Origin of the sequence: Rudaea sp. 3F27F6 (genome assembly GCF_005503555.1) — a bacterium.
GTDB lineage: Bacteria > Pseudomonadota > Gammaproteobacteria > Xanthomonadales > Rhodanobacteraceae > Rudaea.
In genome coordinates this window covers 408,482-432,072 of record NZ_SCNG01000003.1, presented here as the reverse complement: position 1 = coordinate 432,072, position 23,591 = coordinate 408,482, and the positions used below count along the sequence as shown (strand labels likewise).

Here is a 23,591-nt window from a genome sequence, read left to right as displayed (position 1 = left end):
ATCGTGCCCAGCAGCGCTTCGTCTTCTCGCGCGCCCCTAGCCTCCCTTCTCCCACCGGGAGAAGGTGCCCGCAGGGCGGATGAGGGCAAGCCCTCGCACTTTCGGGAACGCCGCGAGCGCAGTAAGGCTTTTCCCTCATCCGGCGCTGCCGCGCCACCTTCTCCCGATGGGAGAAGGGGAAGCACGGTCAGCCGGTATTCTGCATTCCCGCCGAAATCCCATTGACCGTCGCCACGAGCGCGCTCAGCAGCGCTTCGTCTTCGCGGCCGGCCGCGCGCCAGCGCGAAACGAGATCGACCTGCATCAGGTTCATCGGGTCGAGATAGGGATTGCGCAGGCGGATCGACAAAGCCAGACGCGGGTCTTCGGCGAGCACACGGTCGGTGCCCTTGAGGCGCAGGATCCACGCCTCGGCGCGAGCGAACTCGGCTTCGATCTGGGTGAAGAATTTCTCATGCAGAGGGCCGGCGAGACGCGAGAACGCCGCGGCGATTTCGAGATCGGACTTCGCCATCACCATTTCGACGTCGTCGAGCATGGTGCGGAAGAACGGCCAGCCCTGCGCCATCTCGCGCAGCACGTCTTCGCCGACGTCGGCCGCAGCGCGTTCGAGTGCCGTGCCGACGCCGTACCAGCCGGTCAGGCCGCAGCGGTTCTGCGTCCAGGCGAACACCCACGGGATCGCACGCAGGTTGTCGATCGAGCCCGAGCCTCGGCGCGACGGCCGCGAGCCGAGGGTCATGCGCTCGATCACGTCGATCGGTGTCGCCGCGCGGAAATAATCCATGAAGCCTTCGGCGCTGATCAGCGCGCGATACGCGGCCGCGCCGTGATTCGCGGCGACGTCGACCGCCTCGCGCCACGCCGCTTCGCGCGGCTCGGGCGGACGCGGACGCAGGCTTGCCCAGAGCACGGCGCCGACGGTCTGTTCGAGATTGCGCAGCGCGAGCGCGCGGATGCCGAACTTGCGATGGATCACCTCGCCCTGCTCGGTCACGCGCAGGCGCCCGGCGATCGAGCCGCGCGGCGAGGCGATCACCGCGCGCGTGGTCTTGCCGCCGCCGCGGCTGACCGAGCCGCCGCGGCCATGGAAGAAGGCGATCTGCACACCGGCGCCGTGGGCGATTTTCAACAACTCGACCTGCGCATTCTGCAGCGCCCAGCGCGAAGCGACGATGCCGCCGTCCTTCGACGAATCCGAATAGCCGAGCATCACGGTCTGGCGGTCGTCGCGCGCAGCGAGGTGGGCGCGATAGACCGGATCGGCGAACAGCGCTGACAACGTCGCCGGCGCGTGGCGGAGATCGTCGACCGTCTCGAACAGCGGCGCGATGTCGAGCGGCACGTGGTCGTGCTCGTCGACGAACTGCGCACGCCGCGCGAGCGCGAGCACGGCGAGCACGTCGGCCGCGCTACGCGCCATGCTGATGATGTAGAGGCCGATCGCGCCGGTGCCGTAGGCGTCGCGCGCGTAGGCGAGCTGATCGAACACCGCATCGAGCATCTCGCCCTTGTCGTCGGCCGGCTCGGGCAGCTCGGCATCGCCGCGCGCATAGGCTTCGAGTTTCTCAGCCTGCGCCGCGGCGTCGCGCGTTTCCCATTCTTCATCGGCGAGCGCGACGGCGAGCGCCGCCGCATGCACACGCGAGTCCTGGCGCACGTCGAGCCGGGCGAGATGAAAACCGAACGTGCGCATGCGCCAGAGCAGGCGGCGCACGGAAAACCAGCCCGCGTTGCGGCCCTTGTTCGCGCGCAGGCTGTCGGCGATCAACTGGATGTCGGCGTGCAGTTCCGCGGCCGAGCCGTAGGTCGCCTCTTTTTCGTCGACCGTCGCCTGCAGGCGCGCGCGCACGAAGGCGAGCAGCACGCGGTACGGCATATCGGCGTAGCGTGGATTGAGCGTGGCGGCGACCTGCGGCAGCTGCGCGCGATAGTGATCATTGCGCGCGAGCACGGCTTTGTCGACCGTGGTGTGGCCCAAGGTCTGGCTCAGCTCGCGCGACAGTTCGACGATCTCGGCGTCGTAGCGACGCAGGGCCAGCGCGCGCTGCGCGCGCAAGGTCGCCGCGATCGTCTCGGCGTTGACGTTCGGGTTGCCGTCCATATCGCCGCCGACCCACGAACCGAAACGCAGCATCGTCGGCAAAGGCAGGGTTTCACCGTAAACCTCGGCGAGAGCCTGCTCGAACACTTCGTAGAACACCGGCACGATGCGGTAGATCGGCCCGCCGAGATAGAAGCCGACGTGCTCGAACTCGTCCTGCACGCGCGGTCTCGCGCGCGCCGCATCGGCGGTCTGCCAGCCCGCGGTCAGCGCGGTGCGCAGACGCGCGAGATCGACTTCGCGTTCGTGCGGCGTGCGCTGCGCGTCGAGATCGGCGATCAGACAACGGAAGATCACCTGCTCCTTTTCAAGCAGGGTGCGGCGCACCGCTTCGGTCGGATGCGCGGTGAACACCGGCTCGATATCGAGCTTGGCCAGCCACGCGGTAATTTCTTCGAGGCCGACGCCGGCCTCCTTCAGACGCTGCAGCACGTCCTTCAAACTGTCCGGCTGCGCGGTCGCGCTGGCACGTTCGTAGTCACGGCGGCGGCGGATGCGGTGCACGCGCTCGGCGATATTGACGACCTGGAAATAAGTCGCGAACGCGCGCGTCAACTGCTCGGCAAGCTGCGGCGCGAGCCCCGACACTTCCGAAGCCAGCGCCTCGGGCGAATCGCCCGCGCTGCGCAGGCGGATCGCGGTCGTGCGCAGCGCCTCGACCTTGGCGAAGAACGCATGCCCGAGCTGCTCGGCGAGCATGTCGCCGACCATCGCGCCGAGCCGGCGCACGTCTTCGCGCAAGGGGCCGTCGGTCGGCAGGAAGTCGATTTCACGGCGTTTGTTTACGGCCACCGGTAAGCATCCGTTGATGAGGAAGGCGAATCGCCACTGTGCCATCTCTTGTGCGTCGCAACAAGTTCGGCAACGACTCTATTGCCCTATGCGCTTTCGTAGCGAGTGTTGAGCGGGCGCCAAGAAAGCTGCAATGCTATGTCTGGGTCGCAAATCAAAAAGGTTTACGGAGTCATGTCGCCATTACTGCTGCGCGTTGTCGCGTTCGTCCTGACTCTTTTCCTGCCCGGCCTCGCCGCCGCCTGGGATTCGAATTTCATCGTTGCGGACACGCAACCATCGGATTTTTCTCCCGGCAGAACCAGCCAGTCCGATGCGACCGGCTTTTGGGCACTTGGCACAGCCGACCACACGCCGGCATTGGTTCGGTATGACAACGATGGAAATGCCCGAATTGTGCGCTATCCGCATCCCGAGCTGGAATACGACTACTCCGCATCCGTGCAGGCCTTCGCCCTTATCGCCTATCCCGACGGCGGCGCGGTCAGCATTGAATACGTCAGCTCGTTTTCAAGCAGCGGTTGCTACACGCGTCGCTATCTTGCCAATGGCGCGCTGCTTTGGTCGACGCAGGCCGGCGGGTCATATTTGGGGGCAGATACTCCCTGTGTAAATCGGGTTCGTATCGAAGGAGACGGCAGCCTCTCGATTTACGGTGGCGACCGCCTATCGTCCGACGGTGCGTTTCTGTCGCCGATGCCCGCAACCGGGGACAATCTGGTGACGGAAAACCGCATCGCCGAGCCAAATTCGAGCGCTACTTTCGTCATCGGCCAAGTGGGGCTCTTCGACCTGACCTACCCGCCGTTTCACTCTACGGCAACAGTCGAAAAAATCGCTTTCGACGGCAAAGTACTGTGGCGCGCGCAAGCTCCAAGCGCAGACGATCAAACCGTGCTTTACAGCGCTTGCGTCGGAACCGACGGCAATCTGTATGCCTACGGTTTACAGGGCGCGGGCGACGGAACCCATCTCAAACTGTACGGCATGAGCCTGACTCCGAACGGCAACGTGCGTTGGTCGCACAGTTTTGACGTAATCGGATCGCCGTTGTCCGACATGATCGACACCGCCGCCCTGCCCGACGGCAGTGCCGCCGTGGTCTACTACCATCAGACGGCACCGAGCGGCACTGCCCAAGATTCCTCCGCGACGCTTGCCAAAATTTCCGCAGCCGGCGTGATGCTCTGGCAAAAATCCTCAGGACTTCCGCCAACGGACAGCGATCACTATTACAACTCGACAGCACTGCGCACGAGCGCCATTGGCGACTTTCTCGTCGGTGTTCAATATATAAATCGGCACACCGGCGCCTGGGACGTGGCGCAAACGCGTTTCGACGGCAACGGCAATTCTCTCTACTCCAGCAAGACTATCGGCTCGGGAAACTCCCTGATCCCTTTCGATACGGCGATTCTCCCGGACAGCAGCAGTCTGACCACGATCCCCGGACAGTTCGCTCGCATGGACCGCAAAGGAAACTCGCTTCCCTCTCCGCAAACGACATCGATCGTTCCGACCGTGAATTATGGCTCGCAGGGATTGGTGGCAGCCGATGGGAGCATCTATCTGAGAACGACGAACCCGGTAACGAATCTGTCTTCGATTAAGGCTTACTCGAAAACGGGCGAGTTGTTGTGGTCCACGCAACCAACATCGATGCCCGACTACCCTTCAATGGATGTGGGCAAAACCAATATCTGCGTCGTCGGAATTTTGGCTACCGCTGAGACCGTGCAGTGCTACGCACGCCACACGGGAGTTGAGATTGCATCCGCAGTACTGACCGCCTCTAATCCGCAAACGAATCAGACCGGCGATGAGCAAATAAAAATATTGCAGGACGATAAATTGCTCGTGATCTATGGCGTCGAGAACGGCGTGCGCCATGCGCTGATCGACACCGCAGGCCATGTATTGCACGATGTGCCGATACTGCCGTCCAGCGAGACGTGGAGAGGCTTCTCGATCGATTCCAACGGCAATGCTCTAACGCAGGTTTCCTCGTCCGCCTTAGTCAAGTTTGCAGTCGATGGGACGCAAATCTATTCGACCACTTTGGACATAACTGCCTATTCCGCTCGGCTAATGGATGACGGCAGCGCATTGCTAATTCAACTTATTGGACCGGCTTCGGTAGCACGCCTCGACACTAGTGGCAAGTTGCAATGGAAAGCCTCCCTTCCTTTGTCTTTCAATTCGTACCCGCCGCTCTCTAGAATCTCGGCCACTCCGATCCGGACGATCGATGGATTTGTTTATTTCTATCTTTACGATATCACCGCCTATGTAGAGGGAACCAATTTAAAAAAAGGCTACATCGTGAAGCTGTCGCTAAACGACGGCAGCATGGCCTGGAATGTGTACGCACCGTATCCGCGCATATCGGATTACACCGCAACGCCGAAGCTGTTGGTCGATTCATCGACCCAACGAGCGTTGTTGCTGACCAGCTATGCAAACAAGATTGAATTGCGGCTGCTCAACACAGCGGATGGCAGCGATCTGGGATTGCGTAATGAAGGCAGCGGGGTGGACGCTTTCACGCTGATCCAAGCCTCCCTGTCCGACAGCGGTGCGCTGATGATCGCCAGCTACACGACAGACACGGCCGCGGGTACGGCCTTGCAGGTCAATACGCTCTCACACCCATTCGATATCCCACCGCCGATCCGCGTCGACCAGCCCGGCATCGCCGGCGCGTGGTACTCGCCCTATTCCACCGGCCAGGGTTTTATCGTCGACTATATCGCCGGCAACACGACCGTCTTCATGCCGTGGTTCACCTTCACTCGGACTCAGGCGAACGGTCCTTCGGGGAACGTGTGGTACACGCTGCAGGGACAGCCCGGCGCCGGCGCCAAGTCGGTCGATTTGAATATCTACGTCGCCGATTCGCCCGGCACGTTCAACTCCGGCAAGAACGGAGCGAAGCAGGTCGGAACGGCGACGCTGAACTTTGCCGACTGCGGCCACGGCAGCCTGCACTATCAATTCGACGCGGGCACCAATGGCGGCTTGGCCGGCACGATCACATTGACCCGGCTGACGCCACAGGCTTCAGCGTGCCAGCTTGCGGACGGCTCGACGCAGGCGGTGTCCGTCAATCCTCCCGCACAGGGCTTCGACGCGCGGCAAAGCGGATCGTGGTACGACACGAACACGTCCGGGCAGGGTATGGAACTGACTGTGGTTCCGGCCGGCAACGGCGCCGGCGGCCTACTGTTCGGCGCGTGGTTCACCTACGACCCTGCCGGCGCCGGCAACGATCCGTTGAACCAGCAGTGGTTCTCGCTGCAGGGCGATCTCGCGAACGCGCAAGGCGGCAAGGTCACCGTACCGATCCTGCAGGCGCTCGGCGGCACGCTCGACGGTTTGCCAACGCGCAATTCGAGCCAGGTCGGCACCGCAACGCTGACGTTCGCCGGCTGCGATCGCGTCCAGGTGGACTATCAATTCGCCGATACGAACGTCGCGCACGCCTATGCGGGCCTGAGCGGCAGCCTGCACCTGACCAAGCTCGGCGGCTGCGCGACGCTCTGATCGCGCCCGCTCAGTCCTCGCCGGGCTGCGGCTGGTCGCGCGTCAGAATTTTCGCCGCGATCGAATCGGCCGCGAGTTTGCCGGCATTGATCGAGATCGTCGTTTCCGCGGTCGGCCCATTCACAGCGCGCGACTTCAGATCGATGCTGCCCGCGGTGCCGAGTTGGACGAGGTGGATGTCGGGATACGACAACGGCTTGCCCGCGGCGAGCACCGTCGGAGATTTCTGCGGCAAGACGATCCACGCGCTGCCGGCCGAGCCCTCGGCGAGGCGACCCACGCCGTCGGCGCCGATCAGCAGTGCGGTTTTCTCGTCGACGCCGATGCCGAAGATCTTGCCCGCGTTCGCCGGCGCCTTCGCCGAGGGCGGGTTGAGCCGCGCGAGGAAGGTGATCAGGCGGCCGAGGCGATGGCGCTGCGAGAAGTGCGTATCGGTGATGACGTCGTCGAGATGGCGATAGTGGAGGAAATCGCTTTCCAAAGTCACTGCCGCGTCGAACGGATTGGCAAGCGCGACCTTCGACTCCAGGCTGCCGCCGTCGAGCGCGCCGTAGCTGTAATGGCCGAGGATGGCGAGGCCCGCGCTCGAACCGCCGATCGGGCGGTTCGCCGCGACGTGCGCGTTGAGCGCCTCCTGCACTGGCGTGCCTTTCCAGTACTTGATGTAGTTCGACTGGTCGCCGCCGGCGAGGAAGATGCCATCGGCGTTCTTGAGCGCCGCGATCACGCGCGGATCGCTCGACGCCGTGCGGTTGTGGAACACGATGGTCTCGGCCGAGACGACCGGCCCCCATTCCTTGCTGAACGACACGCCGTAATTGCCGTCGTCGGGGTCATAGCTGTCGTCGCTGACCGCGCGCAGGATGACGATGTGGCCGCCGCCCGCGTGCGTAGCGATGAAGCGATAGGCCGCATCGAGTTTGCCGCCGCCGCCCATCAGGGCGAGGCCGAACTGCGTATGCGCGGCGCGCGGCTTGGCCGGATCGCCGCTGACGAAGTAGTCGAAGTTCTTGTCGCGATAATTCTTCGCCGAGGCGGCGCCGTCGGCGGCGTGCGCGAGCGCGGCGCAAGCGATCAGGGCGAAGAAGGCGGCGGCGGTACGGATGCGCATGCGGTGGACGTCCTCGTTGGCTGCAATTCTTGCCATGACGAAGCCGGCGGCGGATTTTGAAATGTGCCGCCGCAATGCGGTCGCGTTTCAATCCGATGGCGCATAATCGTCTAGTCAACGACTAGGCACGGCAGACGGTGCGTTTTTGAGCCAGGCAGAATTCCAACGCGAACCCGCTTTCGGGCGGCCCGACGGCGACGGCGCGGCGCATGCCACGCAGGTCGCCGGGCTGTTCCGCGAGCACAACCGGGCGCTGATCGCGTTTCTGTCGAGCCGGCTCGATTCGATCGCCGAGGCGCAGGAGGTCGCGCAGGAAGCCTATGTGCGCCTGCTCCGCCTCGAACACCCGGAGCAGGTCGGCTTTCTGCGCGCCTATCTGTTCCGCATCGCCTCGAACCTCGCCGTCGATCGCCTGCGCCAGCGCAACGTGCGCGCCGAAGCGGGCGAAGAGGAATTGTTCGAGGAATGGCTCGACACGCCCGTGCCGGAACGCCGCGCACTCGCGGTCGATCAGTTGCGCCTCGTGCGCGAGGCGCTGCGCGAGCTGCCGCGCAAGACCAGCGCGGCGTTCGTGATGCACGCGATCGAAGGCCGCGAATTCGACGCGATCGCACGCACGATGAAACTGACCGAGCGCATGGTGCGCTACCACGTGGCGCGCGCGCTCGCGCACTGCCGCGCATGCCTGGATGCACAGGAGGAACGTTGACATGGACAAAGACAAACGCGAACCGGGCATCGACCCGAATCTGCAGACCGCCGCCGACTGGTGGACGCGGCTGCGTGACCGGCGCAAGGCCGCACGCGTGGAAGAGGCGTGGCTGGAATGGACCGGCGCCGATACGCGCCGCCTCGACGCCTTCGCGCGCGTGGACGAACTCGGCGCCCAGCTCGGCGCGCTCGACGCGGAAACCAAGCGCGACTTCGTGCGCGAGTTTGCACCGGCGTCGGCGCGCACCGCGCGCTGGCTGCCGTTCGCACTGGCCGCTTCGTTCGTGCTCGCCACCGTGGCCGCCGGCGTGCTGTTCTGGAATCACCAACGCGCCAGCGCCGTCGAGACCGGGAATTACGCCACCACGATTGCGGTCGACCGCAACGTCGCCCTGTCCGACGGTTCGCAGATCGCGCTCGGCGGCGCGACGCGGCTGACCACGCATTTCGCCCGCGACCGGCGCGACGTCGACCTGAGCGCGGGCGAGGCGTTCTTCCAGGTCGCTCACGACACCTCGCGCCCGTTCGTCGTCAACGCCGGCGAAGTGTCGATTCGCGCGGTCGGCACCGCGTTCAACGTGCGCCGCACGGGCGACCGCGTCGCCATCACCGTCTCCGAAGGCCGCGTGCGCATCGCCAGCAGCGAGGGCCAGGCCAACGGCAGGCAGTCGGCCGCCGAGGCGGTCGAAGCGGTCGCCGGCCAGCAGATCTCGTTCGATCCGCGCGCGTCCGGCCTCACCGTCAGCACGATTTCCGCCGGCCATGCCGTGGGCTGGCGCGAGCACCGCCTCGAATTCGTCAACGAGCCGCTCGATTCGGTCGTCGCCAACATCAATCGCTATTCGACCCGGCCGCTGACCCTGGCCGACACCAAGCTCGGCGCGCTCGCGTTCACCGGCACGGTCGATACCACGGCGCTCGACAGCTGGCTGGAAGCGCTGCCGAAGATCCTGCCGTTGCGCGTCGCCGCCGACGGCGAGCGCGTGACCCTCTCAGCCGCCAACCGCGACACGCGCTAGACCGGCGCGGCCGCAATCGCCGCCCGAAATCCGTCAAAATAGCCGTTGGGGTTCTGGCACGGCGCCTTCTGCGCCGGTTGACGAGGTTGCGCATGGTGGGTCGGAAGTTGAGATTGCAAGCACGCATTCTGCGTCTGCTCGCCATCGCTTTCGCCCTGTTCGCCGCCGCCTCTCTGTATGCGCAGGCAACGCCCAACCCGCGCGAGTTCTCCATTCCCGCGCAGCCGCTGGCGAGCGCGCTGATCGAATACTCGCGGCAATCCGGCGTGCAGGTGCTCACCTCGGGCGCGAATATCGGCGCGGCGCGATCGCCGGGCGTGAACGGCCGCCTGTCGCCCACCGCGGCGCTCGACCGGCTGCTCGACGGCACCGGCTTCGCACCGGAGTTCATCGATACAGGAACGGTCGCGGTCGCGCCGCGTGGCGCCGCCGCGGCAGTCGCGGCGCAAGCCGATACGCTGCCGACGCCGCAACCGGCACAGACGACGGCATCGGCGACCTTGCAACTGCATGCGGTCAAGGTGACCGGCTCGCGCATCCCGCGCGCGCAACTCGAAGGACCGGCGCCGATCGTCGCGATCACCGCGGACGAAATCCGCGACAACGGCTTCGGCTCGGCCTACGAAATCATGACCGCGCTGACGCAGAACCTCGGTTCGGTAGAAAACAACACGAACACGAACGGCTTCTCGCCGGGCGCGATCGGCGTCGATCTGCGCGGCCTCGGCCCGAATCACACCCTCGTGCTGATCAACGGCCGCCGCATCGCCGACTACCCTCAGTCTTATCTCGGCGACAGCAATTTCACCGACATCTCGAACATTCCGGTGTCGCTGATCGACCGCGTCGAGATTCTCTCCGGCAGCGCGTCGGCCGTGTACGGGTCGGATGCGATCTCGGGCGTGATCAATTTCATCCTCAAGCAAAAAGCCAACGGCACCACGCTGAACCTGCGCATCGGCGATACGCAGCACGGCGGCGCGGAAACCCATCGCCTGCAATTCAGCAGCGGCTGGTCGAGCGAGCGCGTCGATGCGGTGGTCGGCCTGGAGTTTTACCATCAGGCACCACTGTGGGGATTCCAGCGCGACTACACCGACTCGCGCCTCGACTCCCCGGTGCCGACCTACGCCTCGCCGGTGTTCGCGCGCATCGACGCGAACGGCAACTACATCGATCCGGGCGCGGCGACCTGCGCGGCGCTGTCATCGCTCGACCACGGCTCGGTGTTCTACGCTTACCGCCCCAACGTCGGCCACTACTGCGGCAGCAACCAGGACGTCGGCTACGGCACGCTGACCAACGGCCGCAAGATGGCCAACCTGTTCGCGTCGGTAAGCTGGCATCTGCGGCCGGATCTCGATTTCTTCGTCGATCTGCTCGCCGGCACCTCGCACCAGGAAAGCTACAACACACCGCTGCAATGGCAGAACAGCGAACCGCTCAACGGCGATTCGGCGCCGGTGCCGTTCTACAACCTTGCCACGGGCCGCATCGAGCAGTGGCAGCGACGCTATTTCACGATCGAGGAGAACGGCGGCTTCGAGGCCGGCAAGATCCGCAATATCGGCAACACGTACTCGGTCAATACGGGATTGAAGGGCACGCTGCCGGGCACGGACTGGTCGTTTGAAGCCTTGTTCGGCCACGCGCAAAACCGCCTCAAGAGCAAATGGCCCGCGCTGGTCTCGGCCGAAGCGCAGGCGTTCTACCTCGGCCCCTCGCTCGGCATCGATCCGGCCAGCGGCTATCGCATCTACGATGCACCGATCAGCCGTCTGTACACGCCGCTGACGGTCGCGCAGTTCCGCTCGATCACGCGCGATTCGATCGACCGCGATTTTTCGCGCGCGGAAAATTTCAGCGCGACGCTGACCAATCCCGAACTGCTGCAGCTTCCGTCCGGGCCGGCCGGCTTCGCCGCCGTGGCCGAATACGGCAACCAGTATTACGGACTCAAGCCCGATCCGCTCTCGCTCGACGGCAGTTACTACGGCCTGCACAACACCGGCGCGGTCGGTTCGCGCGACCACGCCGGCATCGGCGCGGAATTCAAGGTTCCGCTGCTGCGCGGCCTCGACCTGAGCAGCGCCGCGCGCTACGACCGCTACAACTATGCCGCGACCTCGTCGGGGCGCTTCACCTGGTCGCTCGGCCTCGAATATCGCCCGGTCGAATCGCTGCTGCTGCGCGGCTCGCTGAGCACCGGCTTTCGCGCGCCCGACCTGGCGTTTCTGTTCGCCGGCGCGAGCGGCTCGAGTTCGTCCGGTATCGATTACTACCTTTGCGGCAAGCTGCAGCCCACGGTCCCGCTCGGCTCGTGCAGCTACAACTATGTCTCGTTCAACGGGCGCAGCCACGGCAGCACGGACCTGCGCAACGAAACGAGCACCTCGCTGACCTGGGGTTTCGTCTACTCGCCGTGGCACGGCTTCGATCTGAGCGCCGACTACTACCGCATCCGCCTCAAGAACGAAGTGCTGTACGAATCGAGCGACATGATCCTACGCCAGGAAGCGCAGTGCCGGCTTGGCGGCCTCGATCCGAATTCCGCACTGTGTCGGCAGGTGATCTCCCAGGTCGTGCGCAATCCGGCCAGCGACCGCGCCAGCCCGGAGCAGATCACTTCGGTCCTCGTCCTGCCGATCAATGCCGCGGCCGATCGCACCTCGGGCATCGACGTGAAAGCGCATTACCGCATCGAGACCGACCGCGCGGGCCGATTCGATTTCGACCTCGCCTACACCTACGTCGCCACGCATACGCTGCAGCAGTTTCCGGGCGACGAGCCGATCGACGAACTGCACGACCTCTACGATTACGTCATCCCTCGCGACAAGGCCAGCTATTCGGCGGCGTGGGCGCGCGGCAGGTTCACCGCGACGCTGTACGGCTACCGCCTCGGCGGCCTGCCCGACTGGGCCGGCACCCGGCGCCTGAGCCCGACCTTCGTCTATAACGCCTCGCTCAACTTCCGCTACAGCCCGGCGACGACGTTCACCCTGCTCGTCGACAACCTGTTCGATTCGCCGCCGCGCCGCAGCGGCGACTGGTCGTACTACCCGTACTACCCGAACCGCTGGTTCAGCCCGCTCGGCCGGCAGATTCTGCTCGAAGTGGATCATCGTTTCGGCGGGGTTGACTGAAAGGGGGCAGTGCTGCCGCTTTTTTCTCGTCATTCCCGCATGCTCCTAGCGGGAATCCAGTGCCTTTGCACTTTGCTGTTTGCGAAATGGCAAGTCGCTGGATTCCCGCTAGGAGCATGCGGGAATGACGAGCGAAAAGAAGCGTTTTCAGGCAACGGCTGCTCTCCGATTCGCCTGCATTTCAAAAATCCTTCACTGAACCGTCATGGCTCTGACTCGGCAGTTGCGCCGTCAGCTATGGGGATGTTCATGGATCGTCGCGGGGTACTCAAACACACAGCTCTCTCGTTGCTCATCGCGGCGGCTCTGCCGCTCGCCATCGCCAATGCGCAAGCGCAGAACAGTGCGGCGGACGGGTCGCAGACCGCGCAGCTCGAGAAAGTCACCGTGACCGGCTCGATGATTCCGCGCGCCCAAGTCGAAGGACCGGCGCCGATCACCGTCATCAGCGCCAAGGACATCGTCCAGCGCGGCTTCGCTACGACCGCGGACATCATGTCCTCGCTGAGCCAGAACCTCGGCGCGCTCGACAACAACCAGAACACCGGCGGCTTCTCCAACGGCGCGCAGGCCGTCGATCTGCGCGGCCTCGGCCCCAATCACACACTGATCCTGATCAACGGCCGGCGCATCGCCGACTATCCGCAGTCGTACAACGGCGAAAGCAACTTCACCGACATCACCAACATTCCCGCGTCGATGATCGACCGCGTGGAAATCCTCACCGGCAGCGCCTCGGCGATCTACGGCTCGGACGCGATCTCGGGCGTCATCAACTTCATCATGAAGAAGAAGGCCGACGGCACCACGCTCGACTTCCGCACGGGCGACACCCAGCACGGCGGCGCGGCCTCGCAGCGCCTGACCCTGACCAGCGGCTGGTCGAACGACAAGTTCGATTCGGTGTTCGGCGTCGAGATCTACAACCAGGATCCGCTCTGGGACTATCAGCGCAGCTACACGGCTTCGCGCATCAACGATCCGCGCTACGGTACCAATCCGACGAAGGTTTCCTCACCGACGTTCGCGATCATCGATGCCGACGACAACTACATCGATCCGGGCAAGGCGACCTGCGACAAGCTCTCGTATCTCAACCAGGGCACGGTGCAGTACTTGAAGCGCAGCGGCTACGGCTATTACTGCGGCAGCCTCTCCGACGTCGGCTACGGCACGCTGCTGAACGGCCGCCGCGCAGCGAATTTCTACGCTTCGGCGACGTACCACTTCAACGACCGCATGGATTTCTTTGCCGACGTGCAGTACAGCACTTCGCATCAGGAAACCTACAACACCCAGTTGAAATGGCGTAACAGCTACCCGCTCAACGGCGGCGCGACCGATGTGCCGTTCTACAACACGGCGACCAACCAGGTCGAGCAGTGGCAGCGCCAGTATTTCACCTACGAAGAAAACGGCGGCCTCAGCCGCGCGATGATCCGCAACATCAACAACACGTTCTCGATCAACACCGGGGTCAAGGGCTCGTTCGGCGACTCGTGGCAGTACGAGGCGATGTTCAGCCACTCGCAGAACCAGCTCGAAGCGAAGTGGCCTGCGCTGATCGCGGCGAAGGCGAACGCGTTCTACCTCGGTCAGTCGCTCGGCGTCGATCCTGACTCCGGCTACCAGATGTACTATGCGCCGCATGAGCGCCTGTACACGCCGCTGACGCCCGCGCAGTTCGCCTCGATCACCCAGGACTCGATCGACCGCGACACCGCGCGCGCCGAGAACTATTCGATCAAGGTCAACAACACCGATCTGTTCCAATTGCCGGCGGGTTCGGTCGGCTTCGCCGCGACCGCGGAATTCGGCAACCAGTACTTCGGCCTCAAGCCCGATCCGATGTCGCTCGACGGCAGCTACTACGGCCTGCACAACACGGTCGCCGTCGGTTCGCGCAGCCATTCCGGCGCGGGCTTCGAGTTCAGCGTGCCGATTTTCTCTCAGCTCACCGCGACAGCCGCGGGCCGTTTCGACCGCTACGAATTCAGCGGCAATTCGGCGAGCAAGTTCACCTATGCGATCGGCCTCGAATACCGTCCGATCGACTCGCTACTGGTGCGCGGCTCGTATTCGACCGGTTTCCGCGCGCCCGACCTCGCCTATCTGTATGCGGGCCCGAGCGGATCGAGTTCGAGCGGCGTCGACTACTACCGCTGCGCCGGCGTCAGTCCGGACAATTGCGATTACGGCGACGTCAGCTTCAACGGCCGCAGCAACGGCGACATCAACCTGAAGAACGAGACGAGCAAATCGGCGACCTGGGGCTTCGTCTACTCGCCGATCAGCAACTTCGATTTCTCCGCCGACTACTACATCATCAGCCTCAAGAACGAACTCGTCTACCAGAGCAGCGACCTGATCCTGCGCTGGGAAGCACAGTGCCGCACCGGCCAGCTCGATATCAACTCGGGCCTGTGCAAGGCCGCGGTCAGCCAGGTCTCGCGCGACGGCAACGGCAATATCACCTCCGTCCTGGTGCTGCCGATCAACGCGGCCACGCACCGCACCTCGGGTGTGGATTTCAAAGTCCACTACCTGTGGCAGACCGACCGCCTCGGCAGCTTCGACTTCAACCTCGGCGGTTCCTACGTCGTCACCAACCGCATCCAGAACTACCCGGGCGACCCGTTCGTCAACGAACTGACCGACTACTACGACTACGTCATCCCGCGCAGCAAGGCCAACTACTCGGTGACGTGGACCTATAGCGACTTCACCACGACGCTCTACGGCGCGCGCCTCGGCGGCCTGCCGAACTACGACGGCACCCAGCGCATGGGCCCGACGATGCTGTACAACGCCTCGTTCGGCTATCGCTGGAACAAGAACGTCAACATCGGCGTCACCATCGACAACCTGTTCGATTCGCAGCCGCGCCGTTCCGACAGCACGTGGACCTCGTATCCGTACTATCCGACGCGCTGGTTCAACGCGCTCGGCCGCACGCTGTACGTCGATCTCAACGTCAAGTTCGGTGGCGAGAAGAACTGAAAAAGCAGCGGGACTGCCCGACTGCAGCGCGGAAGCTCAGGCCGTGCGCGGAATGCGGGCAGCGGGGAAAGGGGGACAGGGGTCGGTCGCCGCAACTCGGGACGTTCGCGGCGGCCATTTTTTTTGCGGCCGCGGCGGCGGCGCCGTGCTTTGCGCCGCCGCGGCATTTCTTGCGGGCTGTGTCGCCGCGCGCACCGATCCGGTGCGCGTGGCCGATACGGCGCCCGTCGCGGCGAAGCATGCGCACGTCGTCGCCTCGCCGCACGGCAATCGCAGCGACGACTACTACTGGCTGCGCGACGACACGCGCAGCGATCCGGCCGTGCTCGATTATCTGCGCGCCGAGAATGCGTACTACGAGCGTCGCATGCGTCCGCTGCGCACGCTCGCCGACGAGCTCTATGCCGAAACGACATCGCGCATCGCACCGAGCGACGCGACGATGCCGGTCAAGATCCGCGGCTGCTGGTATCAGACGCGCTATGCCGACGGCGCCGACTATCCGCGTTACACACGTCGCTGCGGTTCGCCCGACGCGGCCGAGCAGGTGCTGCTCGACGAAGCGCAGCTTGCGCGCGGGCACAACTACTACCATGTGCGTTCGACCGAGGTCAGTCCGAACGAACGCCTGCTCGCTTACGCCGAGGACACGACCGGCCGTTACCAGTGCACGATCCGCATCAAGGATCTCGACACCGGGCTGACCCTCGCCGACGCGATGCCGGCCACTTCCGGCTCGATGGTCTGGGCCGACGACAACAGGACGCTGTACTACGTCGAGAACGATCCGGTCACGCTGTTCAGCGTGCGCGTCCGTAGGCATACCCTCGGCACCGATGCGAAATCCGACCCGATCGTCTACGCCGAATCCGACAACCGCTTCGCCATCGACCTCGCGCGCACGCGCGACGAGCGCTACGTGCAGATCCGCCTGGAAAGCCGGCAGACCAGCGAAGTGCGTTTCGCTTCGGCCGCTGCGCCGCAGGCGGAATTCCGCGTGCTCGCGCCGCGCGAAGCCGGCGTGGAGTACTACGCGGACCATATCGGCGATCGTTGGACGATCCGCACCAACTGGAAGGCGCCGAACTTTCGCGTAGTCGAAGCGCAGGACGGCAGCTCGGCCGACAAAACATCGTGGCGCGAGATCGTTGCGGCCGACGACGCGGTGCTGATCGAACGCGCGGTTCCGTTCGACCGCTATCTCGCGCTCGGCGAGCGCAGCGACGGGCTGCGCCGAATCCGCATCGTGCGCCGCGACGGCACTTCGTTCCACGTCGCGCCGGAATGGACGGACTACGCCGCCCTGCTCGGCGAAAACCCCGCGCAGAACACGCACCTGCTGCGCTACGAATACACCTCGCTGGTCACACCGCGCACGGTCTGCGACATCGACATGGACAACGGCCGCGAGGTGCAGTGCGAACAAACGCCCGCGCCCGGCTACGATCCGGCGCGATACGCCGTCGAGCGTGCCTGGGCGACCGCGCGCGACGGCACGCGCATCCCGATCTCGCTGGCTTACCGCAAGAGCCTGCGCCGCGACGGCTCCGCGCCGCTGCTGCAGCTCGGCTACGGCGCCTACGGTGTCTCGTCCGATCCGAAATTTGATCCGGCCTATCCCTCGCTGCTCGACCGCGGTTTCGTCATCGCTATCGCCCACGTGCGCGGCGGTTCGGAGATGGGCAGCCGCTGGTACGACGACGGCAAGCTGCTGCACAAACAGAATACGTTCAACGACTTTATCGACGTCACGCGCTTTCTCGTCGCCCAGCGCTACGCGGCGAGCGGCAAAGTGTTCGCCGCCGGACGCAGCGCAGGCGGCCTGCTTATGGCGGCGATCGCCAATGCTGCGCCGAACGACTACCGCGCCCTTGCCGCCGGCGTACCGTTCGTCGATGTTCTCACCACCATGCTCGATCCCAGCGTGCCGACGACGACGAACGAGTACGAGGAATGGGGCGATCCGCGCGAGAAATCGTTTTACGACTACATCCTGTCGTACTCGCCTTATGACCATGTGCAGGCGCGCGACTATCCGGCGCTGTACGTCACCACAAGCCTCAATGATTCGCAGGTCCAATACTACGAACCGGCGAAATGGGTGGCGAAGCTGCGCGCGATGAAAACCGATACGCGTCCTCTGCTGTTCAAGATCGATATGGACGGAGGCCACAACGGCAAGAGCGGACGCTATGCCCGCTACCGCGAAACCGCCGACATGTACGCGTTCTTCCTCGACCGGCTCGCCGCGCCGCGCTAGGCATCCGACGCCGCTACCGATCCTCGTGTGATTTTTTTCGCCTCCGTGCGAATCATGTCGGCAACAGGCATGATTCCGGCATCGGGCGATGGAAGCACAAATGGCAATGGGGGCGGCTCACGACGCGGCGAGGCGCACGCAGTTCCAGCAACTGATCGATGCCCACCGCAAGATCGTGTTCAAGGTGGCGAACACCTATGCGCGTACGCCCGAGGATCGCGCCGACCTCGCCCAGGAAATCGTCGCGCAGGGCTGGCGCGCGTTCGCACGCTACGAAGATGCGCGCGCGTTCTCGACCTGGCTCTACCGCATCGCGCTCAACGTCGCGATCTCGCACCTGCGCAGCGCCGAGCTGCGCAACCGCCACGCGGTCGCGCTCGACGAGGATCTGCACGACGTCGCCGACGAGCGCAGCGGCGATGCCGAACAGGACGAGCGCATGCGCCTGCTGCGCCGCTTCATCGACGCACTCGACCCGCTCAACCGCGCCCTGCTCCTGCTCTATCTCGAAGACAAGAGCTACCGCGAAATCGCCGACGTTCTCGGCATCAGCGAAACCAACGTGGCAACCAAGATCAGCCGCCTCAAACAGCGCATCCGCACCGACATGGGCGATGGCGCGACGAACCGATAAGGAGCCCGCAATGGAACTCGACGACATGAAACTCGCCTGGCAGACGCTCGGTGCGCGCCTCGACGCGCAGAACGCACTCAACTTCCACCTGTTCAAGGAAAGCCGTCTCGACAAGATGCGCGCACGCTTGCGCCTGCTGAGCTGGGGGCAGGCCGCGGTCCTCGCCTTCGGCATCGTCTGCGTGCTCTGCGCCGGCTCGTTCTGGTTCGATCATCTCGCGACGCCGCACTTGTTCGTCGCCGGGCTCGTCATGCACCTCTACGGCATCGCCGTGATCGGCGTGGTCGCGCGCACCTTCGTGCTGATTGCGCAGATCGACTACGCCGCTCCCGTGCTGAGCATCGAACAGCAACTCACGCGTCTGCACACGCACTACATGCGCACGGGCTGGTATATCGGCCTGCCGTGGCTGCTGCTCTGGGTGCCGGCCGACATAGTTGTCTGCGCTTGGTTCGGTTTCGATCTGTACGTGAACCTGCCGAAGCTGGTCTACTACGGGCTCGCGAGCGGACTCATCGGACTGATCGTCGTCTATGCGACGGTGTACTGGATTCCTTGGCCGGCCTCGATCGCCAACGCGGTGCGCTCGCGCTCGGCGAGCCTCGACGGCGCCAAGCAGTTCCTCGACGAGATCGCGAAATTCGAGCAGCCGTAACGCCGTCCGCTTCGCCGCTGCGGTTTGTGGGAGCAGCGAAGACCCGCTAGCGCAGGGGGCCCGCAATCAATCCTTGTGCTTGCGGAACACGATGTCGAACAGCGGCTTCCAAGTCTTGCCGCCGTCGCTCGACACCGTTGCGGTCTCGCGCACGTCGTCGCCTTGCGGATACCAGACCACGCTCGAGCGCTGCTTGCCTTTCGCGGTGATCATGTCGCCTTCGAGCGTGATGCGCTCGCCCGTGCGCGTGCCCTCGAGCACGAGCAGCTCGCCGCGGTTGGTCACCCAGCTTTGATGCCAGACTTTGCGCGCGGCGTCGTAGATCGTGAAGCTCTGGCCGTGATGACCGTCGAACTGGTCGTAGTCTTCGCGGATCACGCAGTTTTCCAGGATCGCATCGACATGGTTGCGCGCGATCGATTTCGACGCGGGCGTGACCGGCACGTCGAACGTGTCCCAATCGCCGATCCAGAAATCGAACTTGCGGAATTCCGCGTCGCTGCACGATTTCGCGGTTTCGGCGGCATCGGCGCCGCCGACGAAGAATGCGCAAACGGCGATCAGCGCAAGCAAGAAGCGTGACTTCATGGCGTGTCCTCCCAGCGTGGATGCGCGAATTGTTTGCGCGTCTCGGCCGCGCCGGGAATCGCCAATCCGCGCACTCCCGACGGGGCCATTTGCGCCGCGGGCGGGCGCCCGATCCGGCTGCCTCGGTTTGCGGCCAGGCCTATTCGTCCCCCGGTCCAGTCCGGCACAGGTTCCTGGGTATAGAAAAGGACGAATTCACGCCGGGATTGGCATTCGTGGTTCGATGCCTCATCACGAACGAAGTGGCTGTACCGCGAACGGAGCGCGGTAGCGCCGAACCACAGCCCTGCCCGCCTAACGTCTATTTATCTTTTCATCGCGAATAAGCGATATAATCGCGGCCCCTCACCCGCCGAGGGGCGCTGCAGGTTCGCATCTTTGCTCCACACGTTGCGCAACCCCAGGCTCGGCGGAGTTTCGGGTTCCTGACCGAACCGCGCCCGCAATCACTGGAGCACTTCCCAATGAACGCTGTGGTAAAACCCGCCGACAAACAAGACTTCAAAGTCGCCGACCTCTCGCTCGCCGACTGGGGCCGCAAGGAAATCGACATCGCCGAGCACGAGATGCCGGGCCTGATGTCGATCCGCAAGCAGTACGCCGCGTCCAAGCCGCTCAAGGGCGTGCGCGTGACCGGCTCGCTGCACATGACGATCCAGACCGCCGTGCTGATCGAAACGCTCAAGGACGTCGGCGCCGACGTGCGCTGGGCCTCGTGCAACATCTTCTCGACCCAGGACCAGGCCGCCGCCGCGATCGCCAAGACCGGCACGCCGGTGTTCGCGTGGAAGGGCGAGACGCTCGAAGAATACTGGGACTGCACGCTCGACGCGGTGACCTTCCCGGGCAACAAGGGTCCGGAACTCGTCGTCGACGACGGCGGCGACGTGACCCTGCTGATCCACAAGGGCTATGAACTCGAACAGGGCGACAAGTGGGTCGACAGCCCGTCGTCCTCGCACGAAGAACAGGTGATCAAGAACCTGCTCAAGCGCGTCGCCAAAGAGCGCCCGGGCTTCTGGACCGGCGTGGTCAAGGACTGGAAGGGTGTGTCGGAAGAGACCACCACCGGCGTGCACCGCCTCTACCAGATCGCCGAGCAGGGCAAGCTGCTCGTGCCCGCGATCAACGTCAACGACTCGGTGACCAAGTCGAAGTTCGACAACCTCTACGGCTGCCGCGAGTCGCTCGCCGACGGTCTCAAGCGCGCGATGGACGTGATGCTCGCCGGCAAGGTTGCGGTGGTCTGCGGCTACGGCGACGTCGGCAAGGGTTCGGCGCACAGCCTGCGTGCCTACGGCGCGCGTGTGGTCGTCACCGAGATCGATCCGATCAACGCCCTGCAGGCGGCGATGGAAGGCTTCGAGGTCAACACGGTCGAATCGACGCTCGGCCAGGGCGACATCTACGTGACCACGACCGGCAACAAGGACGTGCTCACCATCGATCATCTGACCAAGATGAAAGACCAGGCCATCGTCTGCAACATCGGCCACTTCGACAACGAGATCCAGGTCGATGCGCTCAAGGCGCTGGCCGGCGTCAAGCACACCAACATCAAGCCGCAGGTCGACAAATACACCTTCGCCAACGGCAACAGCATCTTCCTGCTCGCCGAAGGCCGCTTGGTGAACCTGGGTTGCGCGACGGGTCATCCGAGCTTCGTCATGTCGAACTCGTTCTCGAACCAGACCCTCGCCCAGATCGACCTGTGGGCGAACAAGGACAAGTACGAGAAGACCGTCTACCGTCTGCCGAAGAAGCTCGACGAAGAAGTCGCGCGCCTGCATCTGGAAAAGATCGGCGTGGTGCTGACCAAGCTCACTGCCGAACAGGCCGCCTACCTCGGCGTGGACGTGAACGGTCCGTACAAGCCGGAGCATTACCGCTACTGATCGGCTTGCGCGCCGTCGCAGCGTGAAACGGAACGGGCGCCGAAAGGCGCCCGTTTTGTTTTGTCGGAGCGAAAGCGGACCGCGGTCCCAGTTGCGGGACACCTGCACGCGGCAGCATGCAGCCCGACGGCAAAGCGGGGCGGGCCTGCGGCCAACGCGAATCCGCGTGAACCGTCGAGCCGTTTCGGGCCCGACTGCCGGTTCCGCGCGCTCGAACGTCTAGGGACTGGAAGCAATTGGCTCGAGCAAGGTTTTGCGGTACGACGATGGCGAAGCAGAGAATCCATGATCCCTCGGCGGCCGGGCCCTGGACAGACGGCCCCGCGCCGGGCAATCCGCACGCGCGCACGATATCGGAGCTGTTCGAAGCGCATAACCGCGCGCTCGTGTCGTTCCTGACCAACCGTCTCGGCAACGAGGCCGAGGCGCGCGAGGTGGCGCAGGAGGCTTACGTACGGCTGCTGCAGCTGCACGAGCCGGGCACGGTGAGCTTTCTGCGCGCCTATCTTTTTCGCGTGGCGACGAATCTGTCGGTCGATCGCTTGCGCATGCGCGCGCGCAGCGAGCGCTACGACCCGATCCAGGACGCGGAAAACCTGACCGACACGGTGCAGCCCGAGCAGAAGGTCTCGGCTTCGGAAGCGCTGGATATCGTGCGCCGCGCTTTGAACGAGTTGCCGAAGCGCTATCGGCAGATTCTCTACATGGACCGGCTCGGCGACAAAACGGCGATCCAGATCGGCAAGGAACTCGGGATCGGCGAACGCCAGGTGCGCACGTATCTGCGCCGCACTCTGATGTATTGCCAGCTGCGGCTCGACGGCGTTGCGGCGGAGGAAGCGATGGACCGGATCATCACGCTATGAATACGAAAAGCGCCCCCAGGGAACTCGAAGACATCCAGCGCATGGACATGGCGGCGGAATGGGTGTTGCTGCTGCGCCAGGAGCCGGTGAAGGACGAGGACATCGTCGGCTGGCTGCAATGGCGCGAGGCGGACCCGCGCAATCAGTTCGCGTTCGAGCGCGCGCAGAAGCTGCTCGGCCTGATGCACAGCCTGTCGCCGGAGGAGATCCTGGGCGACGAACCAGGCGAGAGTCCGCGCGCCGACGCAGACTCCCATGCGCCGCGACGGCGCTCGGCACGCGCGACCGAACATCGCACGCGGCGCTGGCGCAACGGCATGATCGGATCGGCGTTCGCCGCGACGGCGCTGCTCGCCCTGGCGTGGCATTTCGCTCTGCCGCCGAGGCAAAACGCGGTGGGCGAGCAGGCGATCGTGACTGCGGCGCAGCCGCTGCAAACGACGCAGTTGCCGGACGGATCGAGCATGGAGCTCGGCGCCAAGACCGTCGTCGCAGTGAACTATACCGAACGGCAGCGCACGCTCGAGTTGAACGGCGGCGAAGCGTATTTCTCCGTCGCGCCGAACAAGGCGCGTCCGTTCGTCGTAGCCGCGGGGCCGGTGCGCGTGCGTGCGGTCGGCACGGCGTTCAACGTGCGGCGTGCGGGCGACCGCGTGGTCGTGACCGTGACCCACGGCAAGGTGGACGTGTACGAAGCCGGCGCTGCCGATGAACACGAACCCGAGCATCCGGTGCGCGTCGCCGCCGGCGGCCAGATCGCCTGGAACGGCGAGCGCAAGAAACCGGTGATCGAGACGGTCGATCCCGGCGTCGCGCTGGCCTGGCGCGAAGGCCGGCTCGAATACGCCGCGGAGCCGCTCGACGCGGTCATCGCCGATCTCAATCGCTACTCGCGGATTTCTGTGGTGATCGAGGACGAGTCGGTCAAACGCCTGCGTTTTACCGGCACGGTGCTGACCAACGCGACGGAAGAGTGGCTGCGCGCGCTGCCCGGCAATTTTCCCGTGCAACTGCGCGAGAAGGACGGCAAGCTCATCCTCGCCGCGACAGAGACGGCGCACCACGGATAGCTCGCGGCACTGCGCACGCCGTCAACACGCGGCGCTTCGCGACGGCGGGCCGCGCCGTTCCGATCTCCTCGCGTCGTGTCTGCCCTGCACCACGCGCTCGGACTCTCTGGCCGGTGCGGATCGCCCTGCGAGAATTTTTTCGCGCGTTCGACTGCCGGGTCGGCGGCCTCCGACGTCTGGGTTCCTGTTGCACGGAG

14 protein-coding genes and 1 riboswitch are annotated in these 23,591 nt (G+C 64.6%); of the genes, 11 read left to right on the top strand and 3 right to left on the bottom strand.

The genetic code is table 11. The features are described 5' to 3' along the window. Nucleotides 1–187: 187 nt before the first annotated feature. Nucleotides 188–2,941 (bottom strand): phosphoenolpyruvate carboxylase, encoded by a 2,754-nt coding sequence (ppc, locus tag FFS30_RS14415; RefSeq protein ID WP_283235213.1) that lies wholly within the window; start codon nt 2,939–2,941, stop codon nt 188–190. Nucleotides 2,942–3,070: 129 nt separating this feature from the next. Here ppc and FFS30_RS14410 point away from each other — a divergent pair, with 129 nt between their 5' ends. Next, the gene (locus FFS30_RS14410; RefSeq protein WP_137913866.1) at nt 3,071–6,439 is read left to right on the top strand and encodes a hypothetical protein; all 3,369 of its coding nucleotides are present in this window, start codon (nt 3,071–3,073) and stop codon (nt 6,437–6,439) included. A 10-nt stretch (nt 6,440–6,449) separates the two neighbouring features. Here FFS30_RS14410 and FFS30_RS14405 read toward each other — a convergent pair whose 3' ends face one another. After that, on the bottom strand, nt 6,450–7,550 hold the full coding sequence (locus tag FFS30_RS14405) for a cyanophycinase (RefSeq protein WP_171014629.1): 1,101 nt from the start codon (nt 7,548–7,550) through the stop codon (nt 6,450–6,452). A gap of 145 nt (nt 7,551–7,695) precedes the next feature. On the opposite strand from FFS30_RS14405, the gene FFS30_RS14400 reads away from it, so the two are divergent. From FFS30_RS14400 to FFS30_RS14370, 7 genes are all read left to right on the top strand, one after another. Further along, nucleotides 7,696–8,259: an RNA polymerase sigma factor gene (locus FFS30_RS14400; protein WP_137913864.1), complete on the top strand. Its 564-nt coding sequence runs from the start codon at nt 7,696–7,698 to the stop codon at nt 8,257–8,259. Nucleotide 8,260: 1 nt separating this feature from the next. Then, the gene (locus FFS30_RS14395) at nt 8,261–9,280 is read left to right on the top strand and encodes a FecR domain-containing protein (protein WP_137913863.1); all 1,020 of its coding nucleotides are present in this window, start codon (nt 8,261–8,263) and stop codon (nt 9,278–9,280) included. Nucleotides 9,281–9,393: 113 nt separating this feature from the next. Further along, entirely contained in the window at nt 9,394–12,426 is a 3,033-nt protein-coding gene (locus FFS30_RS14390; RefSeq protein WP_171014628.1) for a TonB-dependent receptor, read from the top strand. A gap of 249 nt (nt 12,427–12,675) precedes the next feature. Further along, nucleotides 12,676–15,426 (top strand): TonB-dependent receptor, encoded by a 2,751-nt coding sequence (locus tag FFS30_RS14385; protein ID WP_171014627.1) that lies wholly within the window; start codon nt 12,676–12,678, stop codon nt 15,424–15,426. Nucleotides 15,427–15,571: 145 nt separating this feature from the next. Then, nucleotides 15,572–17,686 carry a S9 family peptidase gene (locus FFS30_RS14380; protein WP_249352464.1) on the top strand — a complete coding sequence of 705 codons (2,115 nt, stop codon included), beginning with the start codon at nt 15,572–15,574 and terminating at the stop codon, nt 17,684–17,686. A 100-nt stretch (nt 17,687–17,786) separates the two neighbouring features. After that, the gene (locus FFS30_RS14375; protein WP_249352462.1) at nt 17,787–18,320 is read left to right on the top strand and encodes a sigma-70 family RNA polymerase sigma factor; all 534 of its coding nucleotides are present in this window, start codon (nt 17,787–17,789) and stop codon (nt 18,318–18,320) included. A 10-nt stretch (nt 18,321–18,330) separates the two neighbouring features. After that, a complete protein-coding gene (locus tag FFS30_RS14370; RefSeq protein ID WP_137913859.1) occupies nt 18,331–18,975 on the top strand; it encodes a hypothetical protein in 645 nt (214 codons plus the stop codon). A gap of 66 nt (nt 18,976–19,041) precedes the next feature. On the opposite strand, the gene FFS30_RS14365 is transcribed toward FFS30_RS14370, so the two are convergent. Continuing rightward, entirely contained in the window at nt 19,042–19,563 is a 522-nt protein-coding gene (locus tag FFS30_RS14365) for a hypothetical protein (protein ID WP_137913858.1), read from the bottom strand. Nucleotides 19,564–19,911: 348 nt separating this feature from the next. Further along, a riboswitch (S-adenosyl-L-homocysteine riboswitch) is annotated at nt 19,912–20,012 on the top strand. A gap of 15 nt (nt 20,013–20,027) precedes the next feature. Between FFS30_RS14365 and ahcY the strand changes: the two genes are divergently transcribed. The 3 genes from ahcY to FFS30_RS14350 all read left to right on the top strand — a co-directional run bounded on the left by ahcY (nt 20,028) and on the right by FFS30_RS14350 (nt 23,394). Next, nucleotides 20,028–21,458 carry an adenosylhomocysteinase gene (ahcY, locus tag FFS30_RS14360; protein WP_137913857.1) on the top strand — a complete coding sequence of 477 codons (1,431 nt, stop codon included), beginning with the start codon at nt 20,028–20,030 and terminating at the stop codon, nt 21,456–21,458. A 266-nt stretch (nt 21,459–21,724) separates the two neighbouring features. After that, on the top strand, nt 21,725–22,324 hold the full coding sequence (locus tag FFS30_RS14355; protein WP_137913856.1) for a sigma-70 family RNA polymerase sigma factor: 600 nt from the start codon (nt 21,725–21,727) through the stop codon (nt 22,322–22,324). Continuing rightward, entirely contained in the window at nt 22,321–23,394 is a 1,074-nt protein-coding gene (locus FFS30_RS14350) for a FecR domain-containing protein (protein WP_137913855.1), read from the top strand. The genes FFS30_RS14355 and FFS30_RS14350 overlap by 4 nt, the downstream gene beginning before the upstream one ends. The last annotated feature ends 197 nt before the right edge of the window (nt 23,395–23,591 follow it).

What these genes read in the sequence shown, in the direction of transcription:
- ppc (WP_283235213.1), bottom strand. Translation starts at nt 2,941, where the DNA reads ATGGCACAGTGGCGATTCGCCTTCCTCATCAACGGATGCTTACCGGTG.
- FFS30_RS14410 (WP_137913866.1), top strand. Translation starts at nt 3,071, where the DNA reads ATGTCGCCATTACTGCTGCGCGTTGTCGCGTTCGTCCTGACTCTTTTC.
- FFS30_RS14405 (WP_171014629.1), bottom strand. Translation starts at nt 7,550, where the DNA reads ATGCGCATCCGTACCGCCGCCGCCTTCTTCGCCCTGATCGCTTGCGCC.
- FFS30_RS14395 (WP_137913863.1), top strand. Translation starts at nt 8,261, where the DNA reads ATGGACAAAGACAAACGCGAACCGGGCATCGACCCGAATCTGCAGACC.
- FFS30_RS14385 (WP_171014627.1), top strand. Translation starts at nt 12,676, where the DNA reads ATGGATCGTCGCGGGGTACTCAAACACACAGCTCTCTCGTTGCTCATC.
- FFS30_RS14375 (WP_249352462.1), top strand. Translation starts at nt 17,787, where the DNA reads ATGGCAATGGGGGCGGCTCACGACGCGGCGAGGCGCACGCAGTTCCAG.
- FFS30_RS14370 (WP_137913859.1), top strand. Translation starts at nt 18,331, where the DNA reads ATGGAACTCGACGACATGAAACTCGCCTGGCAGACGCTCGGTGCGCGC.
- FFS30_RS14365 (WP_137913858.1), bottom strand. Translation starts at nt 19,563, where the DNA reads ATGAAGTCACGCTTCTTGCTTGCGCTGATCGCCGTTTGCGCATTCTTC.
- ahcY (WP_137913857.1), top strand. Translation starts at nt 20,028, where the DNA reads ATGAACGCTGTGGTAAAACCCGCCGACAAACAAGACTTCAAAGTCGCC.
- FFS30_RS14355 (WP_137913856.1), top strand. Translation starts at nt 21,725, where the DNA reads ATGGCGAAGCAGAGAATCCATGATCCCTCGGCGGCCGGGCCCTGGACA.
- FFS30_RS14350 (WP_137913855.1), top strand. Translation starts at nt 22,321, where the DNA reads ATGAATACGAAAAGCGCCCCCAGGGAACTCGAAGACATCCAGCGCATG.